Here is a 26,443-nt window from a genome sequence, read left to right on the forward strand (position 1 = left end):
CCACCGGTCCGCCGTCGGCACCGGACACCGGGTCACCGACTCGCGCCCCCCGTGGGCCCGTTGCATGCCCGCCGTCGACGGGAGGGCCGTTCACGCCTGCCCCGGACCGGCGGTCCGGAGGTCCCGCACGGCGCGCGGCGCCGGCAGCGCGTCGGCCGTCACCAGCAGGTCCGCCCGGTGCCGAGTGGTCGCCGTCAGATCGGCGTTGCGCTGGTCGGTGCCCAGCACCCAGGCCAGCGCGGCCTCCGGGTCCTTGCCGAACTCCTCGTGGCGGGCGACCAGTCGGCGGATCCGCTCGTCCTCGGCGATCTCGCAGTACCACACCTCGTCCAGGCACGGCCGCACCCGTGCCCACGAACCCTGCTCCAGCAGAAGGTAGTTGCCCTCCGTGACGACCAGCCTGGCGGCCGGCGGCACCGGGACCGCGCCGGCGATCGGCTGCTCCAGCACCCGCTCGAAGCCGGGCGCGTACACCACCTCGTCGGTGTCCTTCCGCAGCCTGCGCAGCAGCGCCGCGTACCCGGCCGCGTCGAAGGTGTCCGGCGCGCCCTTGCGGTCCCTGAGGCCCAGCCGGTCCAGCTCGGCGTCGGCCAGGTGGAAGCCGTCCATCGGGACGTGCGCCGCGCGGGCCGGGCCCTGGGCGTTGAGGGCACGCACCAGGTGCTCGGCGAGCGTCGTCTTGCCCGATCCCGGGCCGCCCGCGATGCCGAGGACGGCACGCGTGCCGTCGGCGGTCAGGCCGCGGGCGCGGGCCAGGAGGGCGTCGAAGGTCAGCGGCACACCGCACAGTGTGTCATCCGCGATCCGGCGAACATGTGGCGTGTGCCACCCACTGGACGGCGCGTGGCGGGGAACAGTGCAGGGTATGACTCAGCTCGGTCTGCCCGACGACATCCAGGCCTGCCTCTTCGATCTCGACGGGGTCGTCACCAGGACGGCGGTGGTGCACGCGGCCGCCTGGAAGGAGACGTTCGACGCGTTCCTGCGCGACGTCGACGGCGAACAGGGACGGCCGTTCGACGCGGTCGCCGACTACGACGAGTACGTCGACGGACGCCCCCGCGCCGACGGTGTCCGCGCCTTCCTCGACTCGCGCGGCATCCGTCTGCCCGAGGGCACCCCCGGCGACCCGCCCGACGCCCGCACCGTCCACGGACTCGGCAACCGCAAGAACGACCTGCTCCTGGAGAAGATCCGCACCGGCGGCGTGGAGGCCTACGAGGGCACCCTGCGCTATCTGGAGGCGGTACGCGCCGCGGGACTGCGCACGGCGATCGTCTCCTCCAGCGCCAACTGCCGGGACGTGCTGCGCGCGGTCGGCGCCGAGCACTTCTTCGACGTCCGCGTCGACGGCGTGGTGGCCGCCGAGCGGAACCTGCCGGGCAAACCGCACCCCGACACCTTCCTCGCCGCCGCCCGCGACCTCGGCGTCGAGGCGTCCCGGGCGGCCGTCTTCGAGGACGCGCTGGCCGGCATGGACGCGGGCCGCTCGGGAGGTTTCGGGTACGTCGTCGGACTGGACCGCGTGGGGCAGACCGACGCCCTCTACGCGCACGGCGCCAGCGTCGTCGTGAAGGACCTGGCCGAGCTGGGAGGCAAGCAGTGATCACCGAGCGGTCGTACGCCGTGGAGCCGTGGACCGTCCGGGAGACCGCCCTCGACCTGGACGTCCTCGCCCAGAGCGAGTCGGTGTTCGCCCTGTCCAACGGCCACGTCGGCTGGCGCGGCAACCTCGACGAGGGGGAGCCGCACGGCCTGCCCGGCAGCTACCTCAACGGTGTGCACGAGGTGCATCCGCTGCCGTACGCGGAGGCCGGCTACGGCTACCCGGAGTCCGGCCAGACGGTCATCAACGTCACCAACGGCAAGGTCGTCCGGCTGCTGGTGGACGACGAGCCGTTCGACCTGCGCTACGGGCGGCTCGTGTCCCACGAGCGGGTGCTGGACCTGCGCCGCGGGGTGCTGGAGCGGACCTGCGAGTGGACCTCCCCGGCCGGCTCGACGGTCCGGGTCCGCTCGACCCGGCTGGTGTCGCTCACCCAGCGGGCGGTGGCCGCCGTCGCCTACGAGGTGGAGGCCGTCGGCAGCCGCAGCCGGGTGGTGATCCAGTCGGAACTGGTCGCCAACGAGAGCCTGCCGGAGCCCAACGGCGACCCGCGGGCGGCGATCGCGCTGAAGTCGCCGCTGGAGCAGGAGGACGGCTTCGCCTCGGGCAACCGGCTGCGGCTGGTGCACCGCACCCGGCGCAGCGGCCTCCGGGTGGCCGTCGCCGCGGACCACGCCGTCAGCGGCCCGGAGCGCACCACGACCCGCAGCGAGAGCGGCATCGACGTGGCCCGGCTGACCGTCACCTCGGTCCTGGAGCCGGGGCAGACGCTCAGGCTGGAGAAGCTGGTCGCGCACGGCTGGTCCGGGACCCGCTCGCTGCCCGCGATGGCCGACCAGGTCGACGCGGCGCTCGCGGCCGCCGCGCACGACGGCTGGCAGGGGCTGCTGGCGGACCAGCGGCGCTGCCTGGACGACTTCTGGGCCCGCGCCGACGTCGAGGTCGAGGGCGACGAGGAGATCCAGCAGGCGGTCCGGTTCGCGCTGTTCCACGTGCTGCAGGCCGGGGCCCGCGCCGAGCAGCGCGCGATCCCGGCGAAGGGCCTGACCGGGTCCGGCTACGACGGACACGCGTTCTGGGACACCGAGATGTTCGTGCTGCCCCTGCTCACCCACACCGCGCCCGCGGCGGTCGCCGAGGCGCTGCGCTGGCGGCACAACACCCTGGACGAGGCCCGGGAACGCGCCGCCCAGCTCGGCCACGTCGGGGCCGCCTTCCCGTGGCGCACCATCGCCGGCTCGGAGGGCTCGGCGTACTGGCCGGCCGGCACCGCGGCCTTCCACGTGAACGCCGACATCGCCGACGCGGTCGTCCGGTACGTGGAGGCGACCGGCGACACCGCCTTCGAGCGGGAGGTCGGCGTGGAGCTGCTGGTGGAGACGGCCCGGCTGTGGCGGTCGCTGGGCCACCACGACAGCCACGGCGTCTTCCACCTCGACGGCGTCACCGGCCCGGACGAGTACAGCGCGGTCGCCGACGACAACACCTACACCAACCTCATGGCCCGGCGGAACCTGCTCACGGCGGCCGACGCCGTCGAGCGCCACCCGCACGAGGCGGAACGGCTCGGCGTGGGCGAGGAGGAGGGCGCGGCCTGGCGGGACGCCGCCGCGGCCATGCACGTGCCCTACAACGACGAGCTCGGCGTCCACGAACAGCACGCGGGCTTCACCCGGTACCAGCGCTGGGACTTCGACGGCACGCGGCCCGACCAGTACCCGCTGCTGCTGAACTTCCCGTACTTCGACCTGTACCGCAAGCAGGTCGTCAAGCAGGCCGACCTGGTGTTCGCCATGTACACCTGCGGGGACCTGTTCGACGACGAGCAGATCGCCCGTAACTTCGCCTACTACGAGCCGCTGACGGTCCGGGACTCCTCCCTGTCCGCCTGCTGCCAGGCCGTCATCGCCGCCCAGGCCGGTCACCTCGGGCTGGCCTGGAACTACACCACCGAGGCCGCGCTGATGGACCTGCACGACCTGGAGCACAACACCCGGGACGGGCTGCACATCGCCTCGCTGGCCGGTACCTGGATGGCGCTCGTGGCCGGGTTCGGCGGCATGCGGCGGGACGGCGACCGGCTGCGCTTCGCGCCCCGCCTGCCCGAGCGGCTCAGCCGGCTCGCGTTCAACGTGCAGTTCCGCGGCCGCCGGCTGCGCGTGGACATCGGTGCCGACAAGGCGACGTACCAGCTCCTGGACGGTCCGCCGCTCACCCTGCACCACCACGGCGAACCGCTGACGGTGAGCGCCGACGAGCCGGCCGTGCGGACCGTGCCGCGAGCCGTCTCCCGGCCCACCCCCCAGCAGCCGCCGCACCGCGCGCCGAACGGCTGCTGAGCCCCGGGGCGGTGGTGCGAGGGGTGCGGGCGGCGGGCGCGCCCGCCGCCCGCACCCCCGGACGGCCCGTGCTCCTACGGCACCGGCCTCATTCGTCCTGTCCGGCCAGGAGTTCGCGCAGCGCCCGCGCGTCCTGCGCACTCAGCCCGGTGACGAAGTGCTGGAGCGCGGCGACCGGGTCCGGGCCCCGGTGCAGGGCGTCGTGCATGGCCTCGGCCGTCAGCTCCGCCGCGTTCTTCGCCGGCCGGTACGCGCCGCGCCGTCCGTCGGCGTCCCGCAGCACCAGCCCCTTGTCGTACAGACGTTTGAGGATGGTGTGGATCGTGTTGTACGCGAGTCCGCCGCCGATGCCGGTCTGGATCTCCGCCGGGGTCAGCGGCCGCTCGGTGGCCCAGAGGGCGGCCAGGACCTCGCTCTCCAGCTCACCGGCGCTGCGCCGCTCCGCTCTGCCGCGGGACCCTGTGCCAGCCATAGGCCAACCTTACAGCGCGTAGGGCCGCCGGCCGGAGGCCCCTCCCGGTCGGCGAGTGCTTCCGGATTACGTTAGTTTGTCGCTGTCTGCGCCCGCGGCGGAAAGGTGACGATGGCCGGCAGCGCGTACGCCCCACTCGCCGGACTGCGCCGCGAGCGCCCACGACGCCCCTCCGGGCGCGCCCGGGACCCGCGGGCCCTCGCACCGCTCGCGGCCGTCGCCGCGGCCTTCACCCTGGCCCAACTGCTGCTGGTCCGGCCCGGCATGGGCCTCGGCTGGGACGAGACGGTGTACGTCAGCCAGGTCAGCGCGCACGCGCCGGCCGCCTTCTTCAGCGCACCCCGCGCCCGGGGCGTCTCCCTGCTGGTCGCGCCCGTCACCTCCTGGTCGTCCTCGACGGCCCTGCTGCGCGTCTACCTCGCGGTCCTCTCCGGACTCGGGCTGTTCCTGGCCCTGCGGACCTGGCTCGGCCTGTTCCCGGTCCGCGTGCTCGCCGTCGCGGGCACCCTGTTCGCCTCCCTGTGGGTGACGCTGTTCTACGGCCCGCAGGCCATGCCCAACTACTGGGTCGCCGTGGGCGCCCTGGCCGCCGTCGCCTGCTTCCTGCGCGCCCTGGCCGACCGTACCGACCGTCCCGCCCTGTGGGGTCTGGCGGCGTGCGCAGCCCTCATGGCGCTGATGCGGCCCGTGGACGCCGTCTGGGCCGTCCTGCCGCTCCTCGCCCTCGGCCTGCCGCGCCGCCGGCGGCGGACGCTGTGGGTGCTGCTCGCGGGGCTCGCGGCAGGCGCCGCGGAATGGGTCGTCGAGGCGTACGCGCGCTACGGCGGCCTGGGCCGCCGGCTCTCCGACGGCTCGGCGATCCAGGGCGGCCTCGGCTGGCACTTCGCCGTCGTGGACCAGCTGCGCAGCATGGGCGGGCGGGCCCTGTGCCGGCCCTGCACGGGGGAGCTGCCGACCCCGGTCGTCGCCGTGTGGTGGTTCACGCTGCCGGTGCTCGCCGTGCTCGCGCTGGCCGTCGCGGTCCGCGCCCGGCGTACGGCGGCCACGGCCGTGCCGCTCGCCTGCGCGGCGACCGCCGCCTTCCCGTACCTGTTCCTGATCGGTTACGCGGCACCCCGCTTCCTGCTCCCGGCCTACGCCCTGCTGGCGGTCCCGGTCGCCGACGTGCTCTGCCGCCCGGTGAGCGGCCCGCGCCGGACCTGGAGTCCCCTGGCCGTGACCCTGCTCTGCCTGGGCCTCGCCGCCCACCTGGCGGTACAGCTGGCCGTGCTGCGGGACACGGTGGACCGCACGACCGCCTCCCACCGCGCCTGGTCCCGTACCGCGTCCGCCCTGCACGGCCTCGGTGTGCGGCCGCCGTGCCTGCTCACCGGCCACGAGGCCATCCCGGTAGCCTTCTACGCCGGCTGCTCCTCGGCCGCGACGAAGGGGCACAACGCCAACGCCACCACGGCCGGCATCGTCCGGACCGCCCGGCGTGTCCCGGTGGCCGTGCTCGTGGCCGGGGGCACCCGGGCACCCCGCTACGCCCGCGACTGGCCGTCGGCACCCGCGGGGAAGGTGCGGTCGTACTACGTCGTACCGGGGGCCGGAGCCGCCGCGGACCGATGAGGGCACCGCGGCCCGGTGCGCCGGGTCAGGCGGGGCGCGACCGTCCTTCGTGCCGGGAGTCACGCGGCCCCCGTCCGCCCGGCGGGGCGCCGCCCGGTCCCTCGGAAGGGTCCGGGGCCGGTTCCTGATCGCCGGGCACGAAGCGCGGGGGCAGCAGACGGGCGGCCGCCCACAGCAGGACCCCGAGCCAGCCGAGGGCGAACAGCCAGCCGCCGACGACGTCGGTGAACCAGTGCACGCCCAGGAAGACACGGGTCAGTCCGACGGCCGCCCCCCAGCACGCGACCGCCAGGCGCACCGCGGTCCGCCCGTGCGGGGACCGCAGGTACAGGGCGGTGATCAGCAGTCCGGCCGTCAGCGCGGCCGTCGTGGTGTGCCCGGACGGGAACGACCAGCCCGACGCGTGGGTCTGCCACTCGTACTGCGGCGGCCGGGCCCTGGCGACCAGGTTCATCACCGCGTACCGCAGGCTCTGGCCCATGCTCAGGCAGCCCACGGCGAGCAGCACGGCCACCAGTCGCTGCCGGGCGCCGCGGCCCGCGATCAGCCCGGCCACCACCGCCAGCACGTACGGGACGACCCCTGTGCCGGTGACGGTCAGTCCGCGGGCGACCGCCACCGCCATGGGCGGGCGGTGCCCGACGGACCAGGTCAGCAGCCCCTGGTCGAGGGGGAGCGGGGCGCCGTGGTGGTGCGTCGCCACCACCCCCGCGAGCACGCCGAACGCGAGCCAGGCGCCCAGGGCTCCGGCACCCGCCGTCTCCGCGACCTTCTTCCGATTCATGACGCTCGCAGCGGCCCTTCGAACTTGACTACACATGTGTAGACCGACTACTGCACTGTAGTCGAAGCCCGAGGCTTTCCCTCGTCAGGAGTGGACCGGGGGCGGCGGGCCGGCCGGGCGGTCCGCCGACTGATCCGTTCCCGGGCTCGCGGGGTTAATGACCCCGCTGCGGGAAACGCGGACCGGGACCGCCCGCGAGCCGAGAAGGAGGCGACGATGAGCGACCAGCAGTCGGAGCAGACCCCGATGGCGGACGACGCCTACCAGCCCACCGGTACCAACGAGGAACAGGAGGACGCCGGACCCCTGGACCTCCAGGACGCGGTCGGCGAGCGCTCGTACGACGACATCCTCGACGAGGGCTACTCCCCGCCCGAACGGCCGCTGGGCGTCACCAAGCACGGCACCACCGCCGCCGAGCAGCACGAGGGCGAGACTCTGGACGAACGGCTCGGCCAGGAGGTCCCGGACGTGGACGCGCCGGCCGTCGACGAGGTCGGCGACCTGCCCGGCGGCGAGGGCGAGCCGGTCGACCCCGAGGCCGGCGCGTCCCGCGCGGGCCGTCTGGTGGCCCCGGACGAGGGCGCCCACCCGGACACCGTCAAGGAGGCGGTCGCCGACGACGTCGGCATCGACGGGGGAGCGGCGGGCGCGGAGGAGGCGGCGGTCCACGTGGTGGAGGAGGAACCCTGACCCCCGGGCCGACGGGAGCGGCCCCACCCCGGGCCTCCCGTCGGCTTCCCCGGATTCGCCCCCGGCGTAGCGGACGACCCGGGGCGAACCCGACCGAGACCCCTGGTCCAGCCGCTCAGTCCAGCCGCTCGATCTGGCGCAGCCGGTTCGTCGCGTCCAGCGCCGCCACCTTGTACGACTCCGCCAGCGTCGGATAGTTGAAGACCGCGTCCACCAGATAGTCCACCGTGCCTCCGCAGCCCATCACGGACTGGCCGATGTGGATCAGTTCCGTGGCGCCGGAGCCGAAGCAGTGCACCCCGAGCAGGGTGCGGTCCTCGGGGGAGACCAGCAGTTTCAGCATGCCGTGGGAGTCGCCGATGATCTGTCCCCGGGCCAGTTCCCGGTACCGGGCGACGCCGGCCTCGAACGGCACCCGGTCCTCGGTGAGCTGGTCCTCGGTGCGGCCCACGAAGCTGATCTCCGGGATCGTGTAGATGCCGATCGGCTGGAGCCGGTGCATGCGCCCCGCCGGCTCCCCGCAGGCGTGGTAGGCGGCGGCCCGGCCCTGCTCCATGGAGGTCGCCGCCAGCGCCGGGAAGCCGATGACGTCCCCGACGGCGTAGATGTGCGGCACCTCGGTGCGGTAGTTCTCGTCGACCGCGATCCGCCCGCGCGGGTCCGCCGCGAGCCCCGCCCGCTCCAGGTCCAGGTCGTCGGTGAGCCCCTGCCGGCCCGCCGAGTACATCACCGTGTCCGCGGGGATCTTCTTGCCGCTCTCCAGCACGGTGAGCGTGCCCCGCTGGTGGCGCTCCACGGCGGCCACGGTCTCCCCGAACCGGAAGGTGACGGCCAGGTCCCGCAGGTGGTACTTCAGCGACTCCACGATCTCGACGTCGCACAGATCCAGCATGCCGGGCCGCTTCTCCACGACGGTCACCCTGCTGCCCAGCGCGGCGAACATCGACGCGTACTCCATGCCGATCACGCCCGCGCCGACGATCACCATGGAACGCGGCACCCGCTCCACGGAGAGCACGTTGTCCGAGTCCATGATGGTCCGCCCGTCGAACTCGACGCTGGCCGGGCGGGCCGGCCGGGTGCCGGTGGCGATGACCACGTGCTCGGCACCGATCAGCCGCTCCCGGCCTGACGCCTCGGACAGGGCGACCGTGTGCGGGTCGGTGAAGCGGGCCGTGCCGGAGTACAGGGTCACGTGGTTGCGGGCCAGCTGGCTGCGGACGACGTCCACCTCGCGTCCGACCACGTGCCGGGTGCGCGCGGTCAGGTCGGCGACGGTGATGTCCTCCTTGAGCCGGTAGCTCTGCCCGTACAGATCCCGCTGGGTGAGACCGGTCAGGTACAGCACCGCCTCGCGCAGGGTCTTCGAGGGAATGGTGCCGGTGTGCAGGGAGACCCCGCCGAGCATGTCGGCGCGGTCGACGACGGCGACCCGGCGGCCCAGCTTGGCCGCGGCGATGGCGGCCTTCTGGCCACCGGGTCCGGATCCGATGACGAGCATGTCGAATGCGAAGTCGGGCATCCCGGGAGTGTGCCAGCCGTCCGCCCGTCCGCGGAAGGGAACGGCCGCCGCCGAAATCCCCGCGCGCGCCCCCGAGTTGCCGTCGGCTCCCGTTCTCCTCGCCGGGACCGCGCGCCGGGCGCACAATGAGCCCATGGGCCCACGAACCGCCGACGTGAGCGCCCCCGCCCGGCTGGCCGGCCCCGAAGAGGGCATCGGCGCCGACGAACTCGCGCTCGCCACCCGCAACCACGGACTCCCGCTGGAGGCCATGCGCTACGACATCACCCCGCCCGGCCTGCACTACGTCCTCACGCACTACGACATCCCCTACGTGCCGCAGGCCGGCGCCTGGCGGCTGACCGTCGACGGGCGGGTGCGCCGTCCGCTCGACCTGAGCCTCGCCGACCTGCTGTCGTTCCCACAGGTCACCACACGGGTCACCCTGGAGTGCGCGGGCAACGGACGGGCCCTGCTCACCCCCCGCCCGGTCAGCCAGCCCTGGCTGGTCGAGGCCGTCGGCACCGCCGACTGGACCGGGGTGCCGCTGTGGCTGCTGCTCGCGGAGGCCGGCGTCGAGCCGGACGCCGTGGACGTCGTCTTCACCGGCGCCGACCACGGCGTGGAACGCGGTGTCGAACAGGACTACCGGCGCGCGCTGCCGCTCGCCGTCGCGACCGGGGGCGACCCCGAGGTACTGGTGGCCACCACCATGAACGGCGCCCCGCTGCCCCCGCAGCACGGCCGCCCGCTGCGGCTGATCGTGCCCGGCTGGTACGGCATGGCCCACGTCAAATGGCTGCGCTCGGTCACCGTGAGCGACACACCGTTCGACGGCTTCCAGCAGACGGTGGCCTACCGTCTGCGGCAGACCGCCGACGAGCCCGGCGAACCGGTCACCCGGATCGCGCCGCGTGCCCTGCTGGTGCCGCCCGGCTTCCCCGACTTCATGTCCCGGGCCCGCACGGTGCGGCCGGGGCCGGTGACGCTGGAGGGCCGGGCCTGGTCCGGACAGGCTCCCGTCGCGGCGGTGGAGGTCAGCGCCGACGGCGGGGTGAGCTGGGAGCCCACCGACCTCGAACCGGCCACCCCCCGGAACCGCTGGGCATGGCGGTCCTGGCGTACCACCTGGCTCGCCACCCCGGGCGACCGCGACCTCGCCGCGCGCGCCGTCGACACCGACGGCCGCGTCCAGCCCCTCGGCCAGCGGTGGAACCGCGGCGGCTTCGCCAACAACGCGGTGCGGTGGGTGCGCGTGGTGTGCGCCGACACCGTCGCCGACGGCGCCCGGCCGCGGTCATGACGCCGGCCGGGCGCTGCCTCGCCCGGCCGGTCTCCCCGTTGCTCTGCCTTCCCCGGACGGCCCTAGGGCAGCAGCTTCTCGATCGCTGCGTGGCCCTCCGCCTCCAGCTTGCGACGCGCCCAGTCGAGGGTCTTCGGGGTGACGTCCCTGCCCGCCGCCATCACCAGGTCCTCCGGGGAGATGTCCCTCGAGGGAGCGGAGTGGAGCAGGGCGTCCGGGGTGCAGTGGTCGTCGGACGACCGGGATCCTTCGGGTGTGGATGTCGACATGATGCCTCCTCCTCGGTCCGGATGACCGCATCCGTGCCGGTGCCTTGCGAAATGGGGCACACTCTCACCATTCCCCGCCCGGGCGCACCCTGCATCCGGAAGCACCTCGGGGGCGGGTGCGGAACGCCTGCCCACGCCACACGGATGCACTCGCTCCTAAGCTGGAAAACACCCGCATCACGTACCGGGAGGCCGCGATGGCCGAGATGCCGTTTTCCGCGCACGCACCCCACAGGCCCCGCTACCTGCCGATCGCCGAGCACGGACTCATCGGTGACCTGCGCAGTGTGGCCCTGGTCGGCAGCGACGGCACGATCGACTGGTACTGCTGCCCGTCCTTCGACGACCCGAGCGTCTTCGCGGCGATCCTCGACGTCGAGCGCGGCGGCCGCTTCGAACTGGCCGCCTCCGTGCCGTCGCGCACCAAGCAGTTCTACTTCCCCGACACCAATGTGCTGATCACCCGGTTCTTCACCGAGGACGGCGTCGGCGAGGTCCAGGACTTCATGCCGGTCGCCGGGGGCGGCCCGGGCGAGGAGGGCCGCCACCGGCTGATCCGGCGGGTGGTGTGCGTCCGCGGCACGGTCCCCTTCCGGGTGCTGGTCGCCCCGCGCTTCGACTACGGCGCCGTACGGCACACCCTGCGCACCCTCGACGGCCTCGTCATGTTCGAGTCGACCGGGAGCTCGCTGGCGCTCACCTCGACCGTCGCCCTGGAGTGCGACAGCCTCGACGCCCGCGCCGACTTCAAGCTCGGCGAGGGCGAGTCCGCGGTGTTCGCCCTCGACCAGGTCGACGGCCGGTTCTCCCCGCGCGGCTGCGCCCACGCCGAGGCCGAGCACCAGTTCAACGCCACGGTCGCCTACTGGCGGCGCTGGCTGCACCAGTCCCGCTACCGGGGCCGCTGGCGCGAGATGGTGCACCGCTCCGCCCTGACCCTCAAACTGCTCACCTACGCGCCCACCGGCGCCATCGTCGCCGCCCCCACCACCAGCCTGCCCGAGCAGCTCGGCGGCGAGCGCAACTGGGACTACCGGTACGTGTGGGTGCGCGACGCCGCCTTCGCCGTGTACGCGCTCCTCCGGCTCGGCTTCAGCGGCGAGGCCGAGGCGTTCATGCGGTTCCTCACCACGCACATCAGCCCCGGCTGCGAGGACGGCACCGGCCCCCTGCAGATCATGTACGGCATCGACGGCCGCTCCGACCTGCCCGAGCGGATCCTGCCGCACCTGGAGGGCCACCAGGGCTCCGCCCCCGTCCGGGTCGGCAACGCCGCCGTCGGCCAGCTCCAGCTGGACATCTACGGCGCCCTGATCGACTCCATCTACCTCTACGACAAGTGGGCCCAGCCCATCCCCAGCGGGCAGTGGGACGACGTCTGCCACCTGGTCACCTGGGTCTGCGACAACTGGGACCAGCCGGACGAGGGCGTATGGGAGACCCGCGGCGGCCGCAAGAACTTCCTGTACTCGCGCCTGATGTGCTGGGTCGCCATCGAACGGGCCATCCGCCTCGCCACCCACCGGGGGCTGCCCGCCGACCACCGGCGCTGGCGGGAGGCCCGCGACGCCATCTACCGGCGGATCATGGACCGCGGCTGGTCCGAGCGCCGGAACGCCTTCGTGCAGTACGAGGGCGGTGACGTCCTCGACGCCTCCCTGCTGATGATGCCGCTCGCCAAGTTCATCGCCCCCACCGACCCCAAGTGGCTGTCCACCCTGGACGCCCTCACCGAGGACCTGGTCTCCGACTCCCTCGTCTACCGCTACGACCCGCAGGCCAGCCCCGACGGACTGCGGGGCGACGAAGGCACCTTCTCCATCTGCTCCTTCTGGTACGTCGAGGCACTGGTCCGGGCCGGCCGGGTCGACGAGGCCCGGCTGGCCTTCGAGAAGATGCTCACCTACGCCAACCACCTCGGCCTGTACGCCGAGGAGATCGGCCGCACCGGCGAGCAACAGGGCAATTTCCCGCAGGCGTTCACCCACCTGGCACTGATCAGCGCCGCGTTCAACCTGGACCGCGCCCTCGGCTGATCCGTCCCCGCTCTCCGGCCCCGCCGGTGTCCGCCGGGCGGGGCCCGCTCCGGTGTGTCCGCGGGTCCCGCACGGGTACCCGGGGTGTCCGAAGACTCCAACGGCTCAGGGTCACAGGAGAAGGAGACCCCGGATGACCAGCACCAGCGAGACCGGCCATGTCACCGGTACCCGCGACAAGGACTACAACCTGATCTGGTACGTCGAGGCGTGCCTGAGCAACGCGCTGCGTCTGGAGCAGTACATCCAGGACGCCGAGCGCGACAAGGACAGCGAGGTCGTGGACCTGTTCCGCAAGGCCCAGGCCGACAGCCGCAAGGGCGCCGACATCGGCAAGCAGCTGCTGCGCTCGCGGCTGAACGGCGGCTGACCGCCGCCCCGTTCAGGCGAACCGGGAACTCGGGACGGGCCCGGCGGACCGCACACGCGCCCGATCGCCGCACAGCCAGGTGCCCCTGACGGCCGTGGCGAACGCGGTGAACTCCGCGTCGGTGTCCGCCGGGCCCTCGCCGTCCCCGTGGTCCGGTGCGGGGTCGGCCGCGACGATTCCGGCGGCGATCTCGGCCGCCGGACGGGCGTCCGCCGGACCCCGTTCGACGCCGCCGTCCGCGCCCTGCCGCAGCTGCTCGCCCCAGGGCGCCACGATCGACTGGTGCAGCACGCCGACACTGTCCGCGGTGATCGCGGGCGGGTCGGTCCAGCAGCTCGCGTGCGCGTGCAGCACCTGGCCGGGCACGCGCTCGAAGAGGTCCCCGACGATCTCCGGGCCGCCGTCGTGCGCCGCGAGCCCGTCGAGGTCGTAGGCGACGGCCACGGTGTCCGGGCGGCCGGGCTCGAACGGCTCGGCGGGCAGCCCCAGCACCTCCGCCGCGGCCAGGCCCAGGATCTCCGAGTCGCGGTCGGGCAGCAGCGACACCGAGCGCGGCCGGGCCCGCGCCGCCTCCAGCAGCGCGCGCAGCCGCAGCAGACCGCGCAGGCACTGGTTCACGTCGTCCTGGAGCCAGGCGTAGCGCCCGTTCATGCCCGACGCGAAGCCGTACGGGGAGAGGGTGCCGAGGACGGTGCCGCTGATGACGTACTGCCAGCCGCGCAGATCGGACGGGTCGAGCGGGGCCGCCCGCTCGGCGTCGGCGGCCCGCGCGAGCACCCGGTCCTGCCGGTCCCGGGCGGGCAGCCACACCTCGTCCTGCGGGGCGCCCAGAAGCGCGTGGCCGCGCCGGGCCCGCTCCAGCTCGCCCGCCATCACGGCGTTGAACACCAGCAGATACCGGTCCGGCCAGTCGGCGAACCGCTCCGCGTGACTCTCGGCCTGGCGGGTGAGCGCGTCCACGGCGTCGCGGTGGCGGCCCTCGTCCTCGTACGCGGACACCAGCTCCCGCAGCACGGCGGGCGAGCCCTCGCTGCGGCGCAGCGCCTCGCGCAGCGCGGGGACGGCCAGATGGGACACCCCGCGCTCGACGCACGCGTAGCCGAAGCCGTGGAGGGCCCTCGGGCTGTCCGGGTCGGCGGCGAGCGTGGCGGCGGCCTCGGCGAGGTCGTCGAAGCCGGCCGAGTCCGCGGCCCGCCGCACCACCTGGGCGACCTGGGCGAGCGGCTGGTCCTCGCCCGCCGCCCGCAGGAGGCGCAGCGCGCCGGGCACGTCCCCGGATTCCAGGGAGTCCCAGGCCTTGCGGAGTTCGGGGGACTTGGGCGGGCGGTTCCTGCGCGAGAACATGCCGGAGATCATCACCCGTGGGCTGTCGTGTCCTCAACACATTTGCCGGGAGGGGTGCGGTGTCGGCCGGCCGGAGGCTCAGGGCAGCGGCTGCTCCGCCCAGATGATCTTGCCCTCGGGGGTGTAGCGGGTGCCCCACCGGTCGGCGAGCTGCGCCACCAGGAACAGGCCCCGGCCGCCCTCGTCGGTGCTCGCCGCGTACCGCAGATGCGGCGAGGTCGTGCTGCGGTCGGAGACCTCGCAGATCAGCGTCCGGTCGCGCAGCAGCCGTACGCCGATCGGCGCCCGCCCGTACCGGATGGCGTTGGTGACCAGCTCGCTGAGGACCAGCTCGGTCGTGAACGCCAGCTCCTCCAGACCCCAGTCCGCGAGCTGCCGGGTCACCGACGCCCGTACCTCGGAGACGGCCGCCGGTTCGGACGGCACCTGCCACTGGGCCACCCGGTCCGCACCGAGGACCCGGGTCCGGGCCACGATCAGGGCCACGTCGTCGCTCGGCCGGTTCGGAAGCCGGTCCAGCACCGTGCGGCAGGTCTCCTCCGGGGTGGCGCCCGGCGTACGGCGCAGGGCGTCGCCCAGCAGCTCAAGACCCTCGTCGATGTCCCGCTCCCGGTCCTCCACCAGTCCGTCCGTGTACAGCACCAGGCGGCTGTCCTCCGCCAGCTCCAGCTCGGCCGTCTCGAACGGCAGCCCGCCCAGCCCCAGCGGCGGCCCCGCCGGCATCTCCGGGAACTCCACACTGCCGTCGGGACGCACCAGCGCGGGCGGCGGATGACCGGCCCGGGCCATGGTGCACCGCCGGGACACTGGGTCGTACACCGCGTACAGGCAGGTCGCGCCCGTGACCACGGCGGCATCCTCCTCCGGGGTCTCGTCCAGGTCGATCCGCGCCACCAGCTCGTCCAGCAGACCCAGGAGTTCGTCGGGCGGCAGATCGAGGGCGGAGAAGTTGTGCACGGCCGTGCGCAGCCGGCCCATGGTCGCCGCCGCGTGCAGGCCGTGCCCCACCACATCGCCGACGACGAGCGCCACCCGGGCCCCGGACAGCGGCAGCACGTCGAACCAGTCGCCGCCCACGCCCGACTGCGCCGGCAGATAGCGGTAGGCGATGTCCAGGGCACCCTGCTCGGGCAGCGACCGCGGCAGCAGACTGCGCTGCAGGGTGACCGCCATGCTGTGCTCGCGCGTGTAGCGGCGGGCGTTGTCGATGGAGATCGCCGCCCGCGCCACCAGTTCCTCGGCGAGCGCCAGCTCCTCGGAGTCGAACGGCTGCGGCTTCTCCGCACGCCAGAAGTTCGCCACCCCCAGCACCAGGCTGCCCGCCCGCAGCGGCACCGTGATCAGCGAGTGGATGCCGTACCCCAGTACCTGGTCCGTGCGCTCCAGATCCTGCGCCCGCCAGCCGGGCGCGTCGCGCAGCCGGGCCGCCACCACCGACTGCCCGGTCGTCAGGCTCCGCGCCTGCGGCGAGGTGGCCACGAACCGGATGCGTTCCCCCACCGGGTACAGCGGGGCGTCCTCGCGCAGGCCCGCGCAGGCCGTGCGCCTGAGCGCCGTCCCGGGTTTCGGCTCCTCGCCCTTCAGTACCGCGTCGAACAGGTCCACCGTCGCGAAGTCCGCGAACCGGGGCACCGCGAGCTCGGCCAGCTCCTCCGCCGTCCGGGCCACGTCCAGGCTGGTGCCGATGCCCACTCCGGCCTCGTACAGCATGTTCAGCCGCTCGCGCGCCACCTCGGCGCGGCCGGCCACGGCGCGCAGTTCGGTGGAGTCGCGCAGCGTGGTGACGCTGCCCGCCGGGCCGCCGCGCAGATCGGTGGGCCGCTGGTTGATCGCCAGCAGCCGGTCCTTGACCAGCCGCACCTCGTCGGTGACGACCCGTCCCGACGCCAGCAGCGCCGCCGTCTCCCCGTCCAGGCCCAGCTCCAGCACACTGCGCCGCTCGGCGTCGTGCGGCAGGTCGAGCAGCCGGTGCGCCTCGTCGTTGGCGAGCAGCAGCCGGCCGTCGCCGCCGACGATCAGCACGCCCTCGCGCACCGAGTGCAGCACCGCGTCGTGGTGCTCGTACATCCGGGTCATCTCGTTCGGGCCCAGCCCGTGCGTCTGGCGCAGCAGGCGTCTGCTGACCAGGGCGGTGCCCGCGGTGGCCAGCGCCATCGCCGCCGCCGCCGCGGCCAGCAGCAGCGGAAGCTGCTGGTCGGCCGCCCCGCCCACATGGGCGGTGGTGATCCCGGACGACACCAGGCCGACCACCTTGCCGGCAGCGTCCTTCACCGGCACCACGACCTGCACCAGCGGGCCGATCGTGCCCTCGATGTGCTCGACGACCGTGCCGCCGGCCAGGGCAGGGGCGATGTCGCCGACGAACTTCTTGCCGATGCGGTCCGGCTTGGGATGCGTGTAACGGATGCCGTCGGTGTTCATCACGACGACGAAGTCCACGCCGGTCGCCTCGCGCGTGGCCTCGGCCTTCGGCTGCAGGAGGGCCGTCGGATCCGGTGAGCGCAGCGCGGCCACCGTGCCGGGCGCGTTCGCGAACGTCTCGGCCACGGCGAGGGAACGATTCGCCGCCTCGACGTCGCTGTCGTGCCGCACCTGGAGCACCTGCGCCACCACGGCCGCGACGACCAGCAGCAGCACGATCACCACCTGGAGCACGAACACCTGACCGGCCACACTGCGCCCGGTCACCGCCGCCCGCAGTCTCCCGGGCCACCGGCCGCCCCTCACGTGTTCGTCCTCCGGCTTCGGCCGCCGTGGTGCGCGCGGGTGCCCGGAGGGACGGGGCGGCCTGGGCCGGCCGGGCAGTCGCACCATGTGCCCATGTCTACACTGCCCGGCGCCGTCGGGCGAGACCGTCGGCAGGGGAGACCGCCCCCGACCGGGTCGAGGTGCGGCCACCGCCCTGCGAGGGTGCCGCGCGGCGGGCGGCCAGCAGCAGCGCCACGTCGTCGGGCCGGTCGGCGGCGTGCCGGGCGTTCGCGGTGAGCCGGTCGGCGACGCCCGCCAGCGACCGTCCGCCGCGCCGGCCGGCGACCGCACCGGCCCGCGCGAGCCGCACCCGCAGGGCCGCGATGCCGTCGTCTATGTCGGTGCCGGGCCGCTCCACCAGCCCGTCCGTGTACAGCGCGAGGATCGCGTCCGGCTCCAGCGGCAGTTCCGTCACCGGGTACCGGGCGTGCGGATCCACCCCGAGGACCACCCCACCCGGTATGTCCAGCACCCGGGTCCGTCCGTCGGGGGAGCGCAGCAGCGGCGGCGGGTGGCCCGCCCGGGCCATCCGGGCGACCCCGGTGACCGGGTCGAGCCGCAGGTAGCAGCAGCTGGCGAACTGGCCCGGGTCGAGGTCGATCAGCAGATGGTTCGTCCCGCTCAGCACCTCGTCCGGCGGCCGGTCGCCCAGCGCGAACGCCCGGACCGCGCTGCGCAGCTGGCCCATGGTGGCCGCCGCCTGCACCCCGTGCCCCTGCACATCGCCGATGACGAGCGCGAGCCCGTCACCCGCCTCGACGACGTCGTACCAGTCGCCGCCCACGTCCATGCCCTGCGTCCCCGGCAGATAGCGGCCCGCGGTCTCCACCCGCGGGTGCGTCGACAGCCGGCGCGGCAGCAGCGCCTGCTGCAGCCCGCGCGCCAGGGCCGCCTCGCTGTCGTAGCGCTGCGCCCGCTCCATGGCGTGTGCGATCAGCCCGGCCAGCGCGGTCAGCACCGTGCGCTCCTCGGTGCTGAAGCCGCGTGCCCCCTCGAAGCCGAGGATGCAGGAGCCGACCGGCCGGCCGGACGCGATCAGCGGCAGGAACGCGCGGGCGCCCTCGTCGGCGTCCAGCGGGATGCCCGGATAGGCCGCCGCCAGCTGCTCCATGGACTCGAAGAACAGCGGCCGGCCCGTGGTGAGGGTCTCCACACCCGGCAGGTGGGCGTCGAGCCCGATTCCCTCGAAGGGGGCGAGGAACCCCTGCGGGAAGCCCGTCTCCCAGGCCAGGTACAGGTGCCGTTCCTGGAGCAGGTAGATGGCGAGGCGACGGCCGCCGAACGCGGGCAGCAGCTCCTGCATGACCACCGCGGAGACCTGCCGGGCGGTCACCGCGTCCGTCAGCGCGATGGCCAGGGCGATCGGCCGGTACAGCGGCTCCAGCGAGTGGCCGCCCGCCACCGGGTCCTCGGGCACGTGGACGTCGGCGACCGGCCCCACCGGCGCGTCCATCCGGCTGGCCGGCACGAGCGTGCAGGCCAGCAGGTCCGTGCCGGGGTGCACGGACACCGCGAGCCAGTCGCCCTCACCGGCCTCCTCCGACGAGGCGGCGGGCCGGTGCGCGTGGAAGTGCACCGGGTCCGCGGAGACCAGGACACCGCGCAGATGGTCGTCGTACGGCGGCCCGGACAGCCAGGGCACGACCTCCCACAGCTCCCGCCCGAGCAGCTGGTCCCGGCCGCGGCCCATGAGCCCGGCCGCGGCCTCGTTGACGTACACGATCAGCCCCAGCCGGTCCAGGCAGAGCACACCGTGCGGCAGCAGGTCGGCGGCGCCCTCCGCCGCGGCGGCCGGACCCGGGTCGAAGACGACTCCGCCGACCGTCGGCGCCGCACCGTCGACCGCGGCCGGGCAGAGGTCCAGCAGCCGCGGTGTGCCGTCCGGCGAGCGCAGGCTGAGCGGGGCGCCCGGTGGTTTGCCCTCGGCGGTCTCGCGCAGCGCGGCCAGGATCCGGTGCGCGTCGGCCGGGGCCACGGCGTCCGCGAGCGCGCTGTCCGTCCCCTCGAACTCCCCGGGCCGCAGACCGAGCAGTGTGTGCAGCCGGTCGTCCGCGCGGACCGCGGAGGTCGCCGGGTTCCAGTCGAACCGTCCCACGGCGACACTCGCGGGCGGGGTCACCGGCGGCCGCACGCACAGGGGCTCCGCGTCCCAGAGGACCGCGTCCGGGTCCCCGTCGGCCAGTCCGAGCAGTTCGGCGCCGAGCCCTTCGGCCAGCCGCCCGAGCAGCTCCCGGTCCAGCAGCTCGTCCACGGACTCGGTCATCGCCGGCCGCAGCACCGTGAGGACGCCCAGCGGCTCGTCCCCGCCCGGCACCGGCACGTACACCGAGCCGAAGGGGAAGGGGAGACCCGCCGCGAGCTGGGGGTACCTGCGCATCGTCTCCGTGGCGTTCGGCAGCACCACCTGCACGCCCAGCCGGTACGCGTCGGCCACCGGGAAGGGCCGGTCCACGTGCAGCCGCCACCAGGGTCTGAACAGCCGGCCGGGGAGTCCCACCAGCACCGACAGACGCAGCAGGCGCGGGGTGCCGGAACGCAGGTACACGCCCGCGACCCGGCCGCCGGCCGCGCCGAGCGCGGCGGCCGAGGCGTCGGTCAGCAGCGCGGCCAGCCGGGCCCGCGTGCGGACCGCCTGCTCGCCGCTCCCAGCCATCGGCCCTACCTCGTCCCGTGCGCCTCCGGAAGGATGACACAGCAAGAATGCGCCAGGAAGCCCACGGAACGCACCTGGGCGGAGGGGAGTGGCGGGCCCGCGTCGCGGGGGCGGCGGCGGGAACGCGGGCCGTGTCGGGTGCCGTACCGAAAAGCGCCGGTCAGCGGCTAGTCGGAGCCGGCGTGGACCGTTTCCCGGGAGATGCCCGGCCGGGGCGCGCCGCCCACGCGGGCGGTCGCGGCGAACGGGTCGCCGTCCGTGCACACCAGGGTCGCCGACCGTGAGAGGACCCATCGCTGGTCCTTGCGGGGCGTGACATGGCCGAACCCGACGTCCCAGCCACCGCCGCGCCGGGTGAGGGTGGCCGCGGACAGCGGCGGCACGGCCAGGTGCCAGAAGCTGCGTTCCGGCAGGGCCAGCGCATGGATGAGCGCGGCCCGGACCACGGCCGCCTCGGTGACGGCCAGCGCGGAGCCGGTGTCGGAGGGCAGGTCGCGCAGCCAGTTCGCGGTACGGCGGCAGAAGCGGCGCACGGACTCGCCGCCGTGCGGTGCCGCGTCCGGGTCGGTGAGCCAGGCGGTGAACCCGTCGGGGTCGGTCGCCGCGAGGTCGCCGACGGTACGGCCGCACCAGGCACCGAGGTCGACGTCGCGCAGTTCGGGCTCGGCCGCCGCCGTCACGCCGAAGGCGTCGGCGGTCTGCGCGCAGCGCACCGAGGGCGCCCGGACGGCCGTCGCATGGGCGGGGAGGGCCGCACGAGCGGCGCGAGCCATGCGCAGGCCCTGCTCGCTCAGCGGCGCGTCACCGAGGAGTGGACCCAGGGTGGCGTCACCACCGGGCGCGCACACGAACGTGAGCCGGATCGCCATAAGACCGACCTCCTCCTTGGCCCGGTCGCCAGACCGGTGGAGCGGCTGGGGCAACCCGAGCGAACGGGCCGGTGCCGCCTCGTGACTCATGTGCTCCAGCATTGGCGAACGCCACCCCCCGGCGACATAGGCCGGGTGTCCGGAACGCACCCGCCGACCGTCCGGCGCGATCCGGCCACCCGGCCGACCCCGTTCCGTGGAGACGCGCCCGTCCCGTCTCCGCGAAACCCGCGCGGGGAGCGCGGTTGGCGCGGACCCGCCCACGGGTACGAGGTCGACGACCATGCCGTGCGGGGCCCGGCGGCCGTCCCGGAAGCGGTGGGGCGCCGCCGGGCGACGAGAGGAGCCGCGACCCGTGGCCGAGAACGCCGAGTCCGCCGCCCGCACCGGCCCGGCCCCCGCCCCAGCCCGGTCCCGCGACCGCACCGGCCCGGCCCCCGCCCGACTGGCGCTGCGCACCGCCGATCTCGACGAGGCGCGCAGCGCGATCGGCACGATGTACTACGACCCCCGCATCGATCTGCTGGACTCCCGCCGCCCGCTGGACACCGACTTCTCGATGGCCCGCCTCGGCCCGTTCACCGTGGGCGAGCTGTGCTGCGGCGCCGACGTCCGCATGCGCTTCGAGGACCTCGGCGCCTACCACGTGGACCTGCCCCTGACCGGCCGGCTTGCCTGGCGGCAGGGCGCCCAGCAGACCCGGCTCGCCACACCGGAGCGGGCCGCGGTCTTCCAGCCCGAGGGCCGGACCACCCTGGAGCGGTGGGACGGCGCCTGTCGGCTGCTCGCCGTCAAGGTGGCCCCCGAGGCCCTCGTCCGGCACCTGGAGCTGCTCGTCGGCGACTCGCTGCGCGCCCCGCTGCGGCTCGCGCCCACCATGGACCTCACCGCCGGACCCGGCCGAAGCTGGGCGCGGCTCGTCCGGCTCGTCACCGACGAGATCGACGACGACCGCGGGCTGCTGCGCCAGCCGCTGCTCGCCGCCGAACTCCAGGACTCGCTGCTCACCGGGCTGCTCCTGGCCACCGGCCACCCCTGGCGGGAGGCCCTGGACCGGCCGGCGCCGCACGGCTTCGCACGCCCGGTCAAACGCGTGGTCGAGGTCATCCGCGCCCGCCCCGAACACCCGTTCACCACCACGGAACTCGCCGAGGTCGGCGGAGTGAGCGCGCGCTGGCTCCAGGAGGTGTTCCGCCGCCAGACCGGCACCACCCCCATGGGGTATCTGCGGGAGGTCCGCATGGAACGGGTCCGCGACGAGCTGCTGAGCGCCGACCCGGCGGCCACGACCGTCAGCGACGTGGCCTACCGCTGGGGCTTCGGTCACCTCGGCCGCTTCGCCGACAAGTACCGGGCCCGGTTCGGTGAACTCCCGTCGCAGACCCTGCGTTCGCGCTGAGCCCGCCTCGCCCGCAGGCTCACCCCGACGGGCTCACACCGCTGCCGCGTCCGGGTGGCGGGGCCACGTGCCCGCTCCTAGTAATGGACACGTAATGCCGCGCGCCGCACGCGGGGGCGCCGGTGCGGTCGCATCCTCCCCTGGAGCCGAGATGACCACCCGCTCTTCGTCCCCTCGTCCCGACGACTCCCTCATATCGCCCGCACCGGCCGCCACCGGCGTCCCCACGCCGTACCCCCAGCTGCTCGGCTGGCCGGCACCGGCGCCGGAGCAGCTCCCGGGCGTCCTCCACCCGGAGGACCCGCTCCCCGGCGATCCGCTGCACCAGCTGGTCCACGCGGCCGTCGCCGACCGCCCCGTGGAGGACGTCGCCCAGCTCATCACGCTGCTGGAGCGTTCGCCGGAACACGCGCGGACCGCGGCCGACGCACTGCGTGCGGCCGGGGTCGACCGGTCCGTGGAGGACGTCACCCGCCTGGTGGCCCTGCTCACCGAGCCGTCCCGGGAGTCCGACAGCGCGGACCAGGTGCTCCGTGCCGCCGCCGAGCGCCGCTCCCTGGAGGACGTCACCCTGCTGATGCAGCTGCTGCACCGCAATCCGGCGGAGCGCCGCTGCGGGCAGGCGGCCGTACGGGCGGCCGCGGTGAGCCGGCCGGTCGAGGAACTCGCCGAGCTGATCAGCCGGCTGGCCGCCGAGCGGACCCGGCAGGAGAGCCCGCTGCCCGAGCCCCCGGCCCCCGAGCAGACCCGGCACCTGCCCACGTTCGCCGTCGCGGCGGCAGCGGCCGTACCCGCACCCCAGGAGGCCGGCGCGCCGCCCCGGCCGGCGGAAGCCGGGGCCGAGCAGCCCCGGCCCGCCAAGTCCCTCACCGTGACGGTCCGCTCCCTGCGGCCCCGGCCCGCCAGGGACCGCGCCCCGGGGGACCGCGCCGCGAGCGGCTCCCCGGACGACCGGACGGTCCCGGCCCCTCTGTGGACCGCCCGGGGCGCCGCGCTGCTGGTGTTCCTGTGCGGTGTGGCGCACGCCCCGCGCTACTGGACCGGACTGTCCCAGGGCGTCCTCGGCAGCACGATCGTCGTCGCGGCACTGTGCATGCTGCTGGCCCTCACCCTGCCCGCGCGGGCGGCGCAGGCCCGGCTCGTGGCGGCGACGGCCGCCGTCGGCGTCACCGCGGTGCTCGCCGTCGGACAGCTGCTCGCGGGGCGGTTCGGCCCGCGCGGCATCTCCCGGCTGTGGGACGGGACCCTGGCCCCCTCCTGGCTCGCCGGCACCGCGGCCGCGGCGGCCGCGGCGGCGGCGCTGGCCGTCCTGGCGGCCGCGCTGACGACGGGCGGCGCAGGGGCCGACGGCAGCCGATGACCCCTTCCGTCCGCGCCCGGCCGGCCCCTCGGGGGCGGGCCGGGCGCCGGCGTACGGCGCGCCGGCCGGCGATCAGGCGCCGGTGACGTCGGGCGGCAGGGGACGGGCCGCGCGCAGGCTGCGCAGCGCGAGGAGCAGGACGCCGATGTCGTCCAGGTAGACGGGGTCCGGCAGCAGATCGGTGGGCAGCAGCAGGTACGCGACCGCGCCCCAGAAGACCCAGCGGGGCCCCGTCGGCAGTCCGGCCCGCCGCAGCGTGCGCCGTGCCCGCACCAGCCGCACGAGCAGGCCGACGGCCACCGCGAGCAGCACCGCGGCGACGGCGGCGGCGACCACGATCAGGGTCGTGGTGGTGTCCATCGGGCCTCCTCCTTCGTCGGTGGTGCGTCCACCGGCGGACTACGCCGTCCGGTCCGCGCCTGCCTTGCTGTCCGTACCGTCCGTGCTCTCCGTGCCGTCGGCGCCGTCCACCTCGACCGTGGCGGCGGCCTCGGCGTGTGCCTGCGCCTGTCCGGCCAGCGAGTCGTCCGGCGCGACGTCCGGCGCGGCGTTGGGATCGGGCGTCGTGGTACGGGTGCCCTTCACGCCGGACTTCAGCCGTTCGAAGGTGCGCGTCAACTGCTGCAGGGCGGCGGGCGTTCGGGCGGCGGGCCGCTGCTGCGGCAGCGGGGCCGGGACGTCCCGGTAGGCGGACAGTGCCTCCAGTGCCTGTTCGGCGGCCTGCTTGTACAGGTCCCGGGACTTCGCCATCGCCTCCAGCGCCTCGGCGTACATGGCGACCAGCCCGCGCTCGTGCTCCAGCTGCTCCTGAAGCGTCATCAGGGTCCAGTTGTCGCGCAGGTCGGTCAGCGCCTCCTCGGCGTCCCGGGGCAGAGGCCGGGGCAGGGCGACGAAGTCCCGCAGGGCCGCGACGAGTTCCACGGGTTCGGAACCGTCCAGGAAGAGGTTGCGCACCCGGTGCGCCCCGCCGTCGTACTCCTTGGGGGCCGGGTCCGGCGGCAGCAGTACGGCGCCGCCGCGCGGCACCTCCACGCCGAAGACCTTCAACGCCCAGTTGACGGCGCGCAGCTGGTGCGGGGCGGCCCGGTGCTCCACCACCCGGTGCCGCAGACCGGGCGGCAGCAGCTGTGCGAGCGGCAGCCGGCCCCGCTCGTCCGGGGTCATCGCCTCGTGCACGACGACGTTGACGCACCAGGCCTCACGGGCCGCGTCCCGCAGTCGCCGGCGCATCTCCTTGTCGTCGGCGGGCAGGGCGTTGACCTGCCGGAGGCGCACGCCGGCGACACCGGCGTGGTCCCAGGAGCCGTCGTCCCCCTCACCCGGCCCGCTGTCGGGCCAGAACAGGGTGGCCGGCGAGGGCCAGGACTCGTCCCAGGGGCGTTCCGCCTCGGCGACGAGCCGCCACTCGTGGCCCTGCGGCCGGCCCACGGACGGTACGAGGGTCAGGCGGGCCCGCACGGTGACCGTGCCGCCGGCCCGCCAGCGCGCCTCGAAGACTCTGAGGGCCGCGTCCTTGGCCACGGGCGGTTCGGCGAAGTCGTCGATGTCCCCGCTCTCCTTGTGCCGGCGCAGGGTGCGCCGGAGGACGTCCTCGGGACCGGGACCGGTATGGCGGCCGCGGGCCGCCCAGAGGGTCTGCGGGATGGTGGCGTGGTCGGCGGCGGAGTTCGACATGAGCCAATCTGCTGATGGGGGCGGGTGCGCCTCCCAGTATCACCACTCCGCGCCGCGAAACGTCGGCGGGGGCCCGGAAGCGGCGCGTGGCGGACTGCGAGCGCCCCGCGCACGGGACGCGCGCGGCACACTCGGGGTGCGCGCGGGGCGCGTCGGGTGACCACCGTTCACCCGTGGCCGCGGGCAGGCGCGGCGCCCACCATGGACGGGCGGACGGGGCCCGCCCGTCCATCCGCTTGGGGCGGACCCCGTTCCCGCCCACCCGCACGGATCGCGGCGCTCCGGCCTCGGCTGCACGTGCCCGGAGCGGGTCGGCTCGTCGGCGGCGGCCTCGGGCAGCCGGCGGCGCTCGCCCTGCTCGTCGCGGACCTGGCGGTGGTGGGCGGCCGGGAGCTCGCCCGGCGCTGACGGGGACGCGTGGGCCGCCGCCCGCTCAGTGCGGGAACGCCCGGGGCGGCCGCTGCCGCGGCAGCTCGTCGCGGAAGCCGGAGATGGCCGTACTGATCTGGCGCATCAGGACCGTCTCCTCCAGCCGGCCGAGATAGAGGTTGGCCCGTGCCAGCGCCGGCAGGTCGACGCAGAAGTACACCGCCATCAGCGGGTTCACGAACAGCTCGGTGCCACGGGTGCGCTCGGTGAACCGCACGTCGCCGAACTCCCCGCGCACCGCGGCGGCGACGGACCCGTGCACGATGCTCGGGTGGGTGGCGTGGGCCTGCTGGGCGTGGGCCACCGCGTCGAGGTAGGCGGCGCCCTCGGGACTCTCGCGGGGCAGGGAGAAGGCCCCCAGGTAGCCGCCCGCGCGGTCCAGGGCGGCCAGGTTCTCCAGCACCAGCGAGTGGTTGACGCCGTGATGGGCGTCCACGCCGAAACCGAGGCACGCCACGAGCCGCTCCGGGACCTCGTCGAGCCCGGCGACGGCCGCCAGGCTCGCCATGTCCTCCTCCGGGGTGCCGAGCCCGTGCTCGTCCCCGTGCATCAGGATGTCCGTACCGCCGTCCACCAGCACGACCGCGTCCACCCCGCCCAGATGCTCCAGCAGCGCCCGGTAGGCGGCGCGCAACGGCTGCACACCGGTCTGCGGAAAGGCGTACACGGTGTCCGGCAGGTCCCGCGAGCGGAGCCACCGGGCCAGCGACCGCTCGGGGAAGTAGTCGCCGCGCAGCGGGGTTCCGGGCCTCACGGCCGCGACGTCCGGCGCGACCCAGTGGTCGAGATCGAGGCCGTACAGGTCGGCGAAGGACAGGTTGGCCAGATGGACCTCGGCGCCGGCGGACCGCAGCGCGAGGGCGAGGGGCAGTCCGGCGTAGACGTCGAAGCCGCCGCCCGCGCCGGCGACGAGGACCCGCCGCGCCCCGCGCAGCCGGGTGAAGAAGGCGGGCTCACGGAGGGAGAACATCGAAGGACCCTAA

General features: G+C 74.8%; 21 protein-coding genes. 9 read left to right on the forward strand and 12 right to left on the reverse strand.

What is annotated here, in order from left to right; genetic code table 11:
- Positions 1 to 90: 90 nt before the first annotated feature.
- Positions 91 to 780: a nucleoside/nucleotide kinase family protein gene (locus tag ACF08B_RS03690; protein ID WP_392315869.1), complete on the reverse strand. Its 690-nt coding sequence runs from the start codon at positions 778 to 780 to the stop codon at positions 91 to 93.
- A gap of 85 nt (positions 781 to 865) precedes the next feature.
- Here ACF08B_RS03690 and ACF08B_RS03695 point away from each other — a divergent pair, with 85 nt between their 5' ends.
- Entirely contained in the window at positions 866 to 1,606 is a 741-nt protein-coding gene (locus ACF08B_RS03695) for a beta-phosphoglucomutase family hydrolase (protein ID WP_392315870.1), read from the forward strand.
- Positions 1,603 to 3,945 carry a glycoside hydrolase family 65 protein gene (locus ACF08B_RS03700; RefSeq protein WP_392315871.1) on the forward strand — a complete coding sequence of 781 codons (2,343 nt, stop codon included), beginning with the start codon at positions 1,603 to 1,605 and terminating at the stop codon, positions 3,943 to 3,945. The genes ACF08B_RS03695 and ACF08B_RS03700 overlap by 4 nt, the downstream gene beginning before the upstream one ends.
- Positions 3,946 to 4,033: 88 nt before the next feature.
- Here the strand turns inward: ACF08B_RS03700 and ACF08B_RS03705 are convergent, their stop codons facing one another.
- On the reverse strand, positions 4,034 to 4,417 hold the full coding sequence (locus tag ACF08B_RS03705) for a BlaI/MecI/CopY family transcriptional regulator (protein WP_392315872.1): 384 nt from the start codon (positions 4,415 to 4,417) through the stop codon (positions 4,034 to 4,036).
- Positions 4,418 to 4,528: 111 nt separating this feature from the next.
- Between ACF08B_RS03705 and ACF08B_RS03710 the strand changes: the two genes are divergently transcribed.
- Entirely contained in the window at positions 4,529 to 6,028 is a 1,500-nt protein-coding gene (locus ACF08B_RS03710) for a DUF2142 domain-containing protein (RefSeq protein ID WP_392315873.1), read from the forward strand.
- Positions 6,029 to 6,053: 25 nt separating this feature from the next.
- Here the strand turns inward: ACF08B_RS03710 and ACF08B_RS03715 are convergent, their stop codons facing one another.
- Positions 6,054 to 6,812: a phosphatase PAP2 family protein gene (locus ACF08B_RS03715; RefSeq protein WP_392315874.1), complete on the reverse strand. Its 759-nt coding sequence runs from the start codon at positions 6,810 to 6,812 to the stop codon at positions 6,054 to 6,056.
- A gap of 216 nt (positions 6,813 to 7,028) precedes the next feature.
- Between ACF08B_RS03715 and ACF08B_RS03720 the strand changes: the two genes are divergently transcribed.
- Positions 7,029 to 7,505 (forward strand): DUF5709 domain-containing protein, encoded by a 477-nt coding sequence (locus tag ACF08B_RS03720; RefSeq protein WP_392315875.1) that lies wholly within the window; start codon positions 7,029 to 7,031, stop codon positions 7,503 to 7,505.
- A gap of 115 nt (positions 7,506 to 7,620) precedes the next feature.
- Here the strand turns inward: ACF08B_RS03720 and sthA are convergent, their stop codons facing one another.
- Positions 7,621 to 9,027 carry a Si-specific NAD(P)(+) transhydrogenase gene (sthA, locus tag ACF08B_RS03725; RefSeq protein ID WP_093472480.1) on the reverse strand — a complete coding sequence of 469 codons (1,407 nt, stop codon included), beginning with the start codon at positions 9,025 to 9,027 and terminating at the stop codon, positions 7,621 to 7,623.
- Between the two features lie 133 nt (positions 9,028 to 9,160).
- Here sthA and ACF08B_RS03730 point away from each other — a divergent pair, with 133 nt between their 5' ends.
- Complete coding sequence (locus tag ACF08B_RS03730) at positions 9,161 to 10,309, forward strand: molybdopterin-dependent oxidoreductase (protein WP_392315876.1); 1,149 nt, start codon at positions 9,161 to 9,163, stop codon at positions 10,307 to 10,309.
- Between the two features lie 62 nt (positions 10,310 to 10,371).
- Here the strand turns inward: ACF08B_RS03730 and ACF08B_RS03735 are convergent, their stop codons facing one another.
- Positions 10,372 to 10,578, reverse strand: a complete 207-nt coding sequence (locus ACF08B_RS03735; RefSeq protein WP_093472476.1) for a hypothetical protein — start codon at positions 10,576 to 10,578, stop codon at positions 10,372 to 10,374.
- 197 nt (positions 10,579 to 10,775) lie between these two features.
- On the opposite strand from ACF08B_RS03735, the gene ACF08B_RS03740 reads away from it, so the two are divergent.
- A complete protein-coding gene (locus ACF08B_RS03740) occupies positions 10,776 to 12,614 on the forward strand; it encodes a glycoside hydrolase family 15 protein (protein ID WP_392315877.1) in 1,839 nt (612 codons plus the stop codon).
- 133 nt (positions 12,615 to 12,747) lie between these two features.
- A complete protein-coding gene (locus ACF08B_RS03745) occupies positions 12,748 to 12,984 on the forward strand; it encodes a hypothetical protein (protein WP_392315878.1) in 237 nt (78 codons plus the stop codon).
- A gap of 12 nt (positions 12,985 to 12,996) precedes the next feature.
- Here ACF08B_RS03745 and ACF08B_RS03750 read toward each other — a convergent pair whose 3' ends face one another.
- The 4 genes from ACF08B_RS03750 to ACF08B_RS03765 form a co-directional block, all read right to left on the reverse strand.
- A complete protein-coding gene (locus ACF08B_RS03750) occupies positions 12,997 to 14,328 on the reverse strand; it encodes a tetratricopeptide repeat protein (RefSeq protein ID WP_392315879.1) in 1,332 nt (443 codons plus the stop codon).
- A gap of 78 nt (positions 14,329 to 14,406) precedes the next feature.
- Positions 14,407 to 17,142 carry a SpoIIE family protein phosphatase gene (locus ACF08B_RS03755; RefSeq protein ID WP_392315880.1) on the reverse strand — a complete coding sequence of 912 codons (2,736 nt, stop codon included), beginning with the start codon at positions 17,140 to 17,142 and terminating at the stop codon, positions 14,407 to 14,409.
- A gap of 10 nt (positions 17,143 to 17,152) precedes the next feature.
- A complete protein-coding gene (locus ACF08B_RS03760) occupies positions 17,153 to 19,729 on the reverse strand; it encodes a SpoIIE family protein phosphatase (protein ID WP_392315881.1) in 2,577 nt (858 codons plus the stop codon).
- 167 nt (positions 19,730 to 19,896) lie between these two features.
- A complete protein-coding gene (locus tag ACF08B_RS03765; RefSeq protein WP_392315882.1) occupies positions 19,897 to 20,598 on the reverse strand; it encodes a histidine phosphatase family protein in 702 nt (233 codons plus the stop codon).
- Positions 20,599 to 20,953: 355 nt separating this feature from the next.
- Between ACF08B_RS03765 and ACF08B_RS03770 the strand changes: the two genes are divergently transcribed.
- Positions 20,954 to 21,997, forward strand: coding sequence for an AraC family transcriptional regulator (locus tag ACF08B_RS03770; RefSeq protein ID WP_392315883.1), 1,044 nt, complete (start codon positions 20,954 to 20,956; stop codon positions 21,995 to 21,997).
- Between the two features lie 151 nt (positions 21,998 to 22,148).
- Positions 22,149 to 23,357, forward strand: coding sequence for a hypothetical protein (locus ACF08B_RS03775; RefSeq protein WP_392315884.1), 1,209 nt, complete (start codon positions 22,149 to 22,151; stop codon positions 23,355 to 23,357).
- 72 nt (positions 23,358 to 23,429) lie between these two features.
- Here ACF08B_RS03775 and ACF08B_RS03780 read toward each other — a convergent pair whose 3' ends face one another.
- The 3 genes from ACF08B_RS03780 to ACF08B_RS03790 form a co-directional block, all read right to left on the reverse strand.
- The gene (locus ACF08B_RS03780; protein ID WP_093472464.1) at positions 23,430 to 23,717 is read right to left on the reverse strand and encodes a DUF1232 domain-containing protein; all 288 of its coding nucleotides are present in this window, start codon (positions 23,715 to 23,717) and stop codon (positions 23,430 to 23,432) included.
- Positions 23,718 to 23,756: 39 nt separating this feature from the next.
- A complete protein-coding gene (locus ACF08B_RS03785) occupies positions 23,757 to 25,031 on the reverse strand; it encodes a hypothetical protein (protein WP_392315885.1) in 1,275 nt (424 codons plus the stop codon).
- A 433-nt stretch (positions 25,032 to 25,464) separates the two neighbouring features.
- On the reverse strand, positions 25,465 to 26,430 hold the full coding sequence (locus ACF08B_RS03790) for a DUF1152 domain-containing protein (protein WP_392315886.1): 966 nt from the start codon (positions 26,428 to 26,430) through the stop codon (positions 25,465 to 25,467).
- Positions 26,431 to 26,443: the final 13 nt, after the last annotated feature.

The organism is Streptomyces sp. NPDC015139 (assembly GCF_043079785.1).
Classification (GTDB): domain Bacteria; phylum Actinomycetota; class Actinomycetes; order Streptomycetales; family Streptomycetaceae; genus Streptomyces; species Streptomyces albidocamelliae.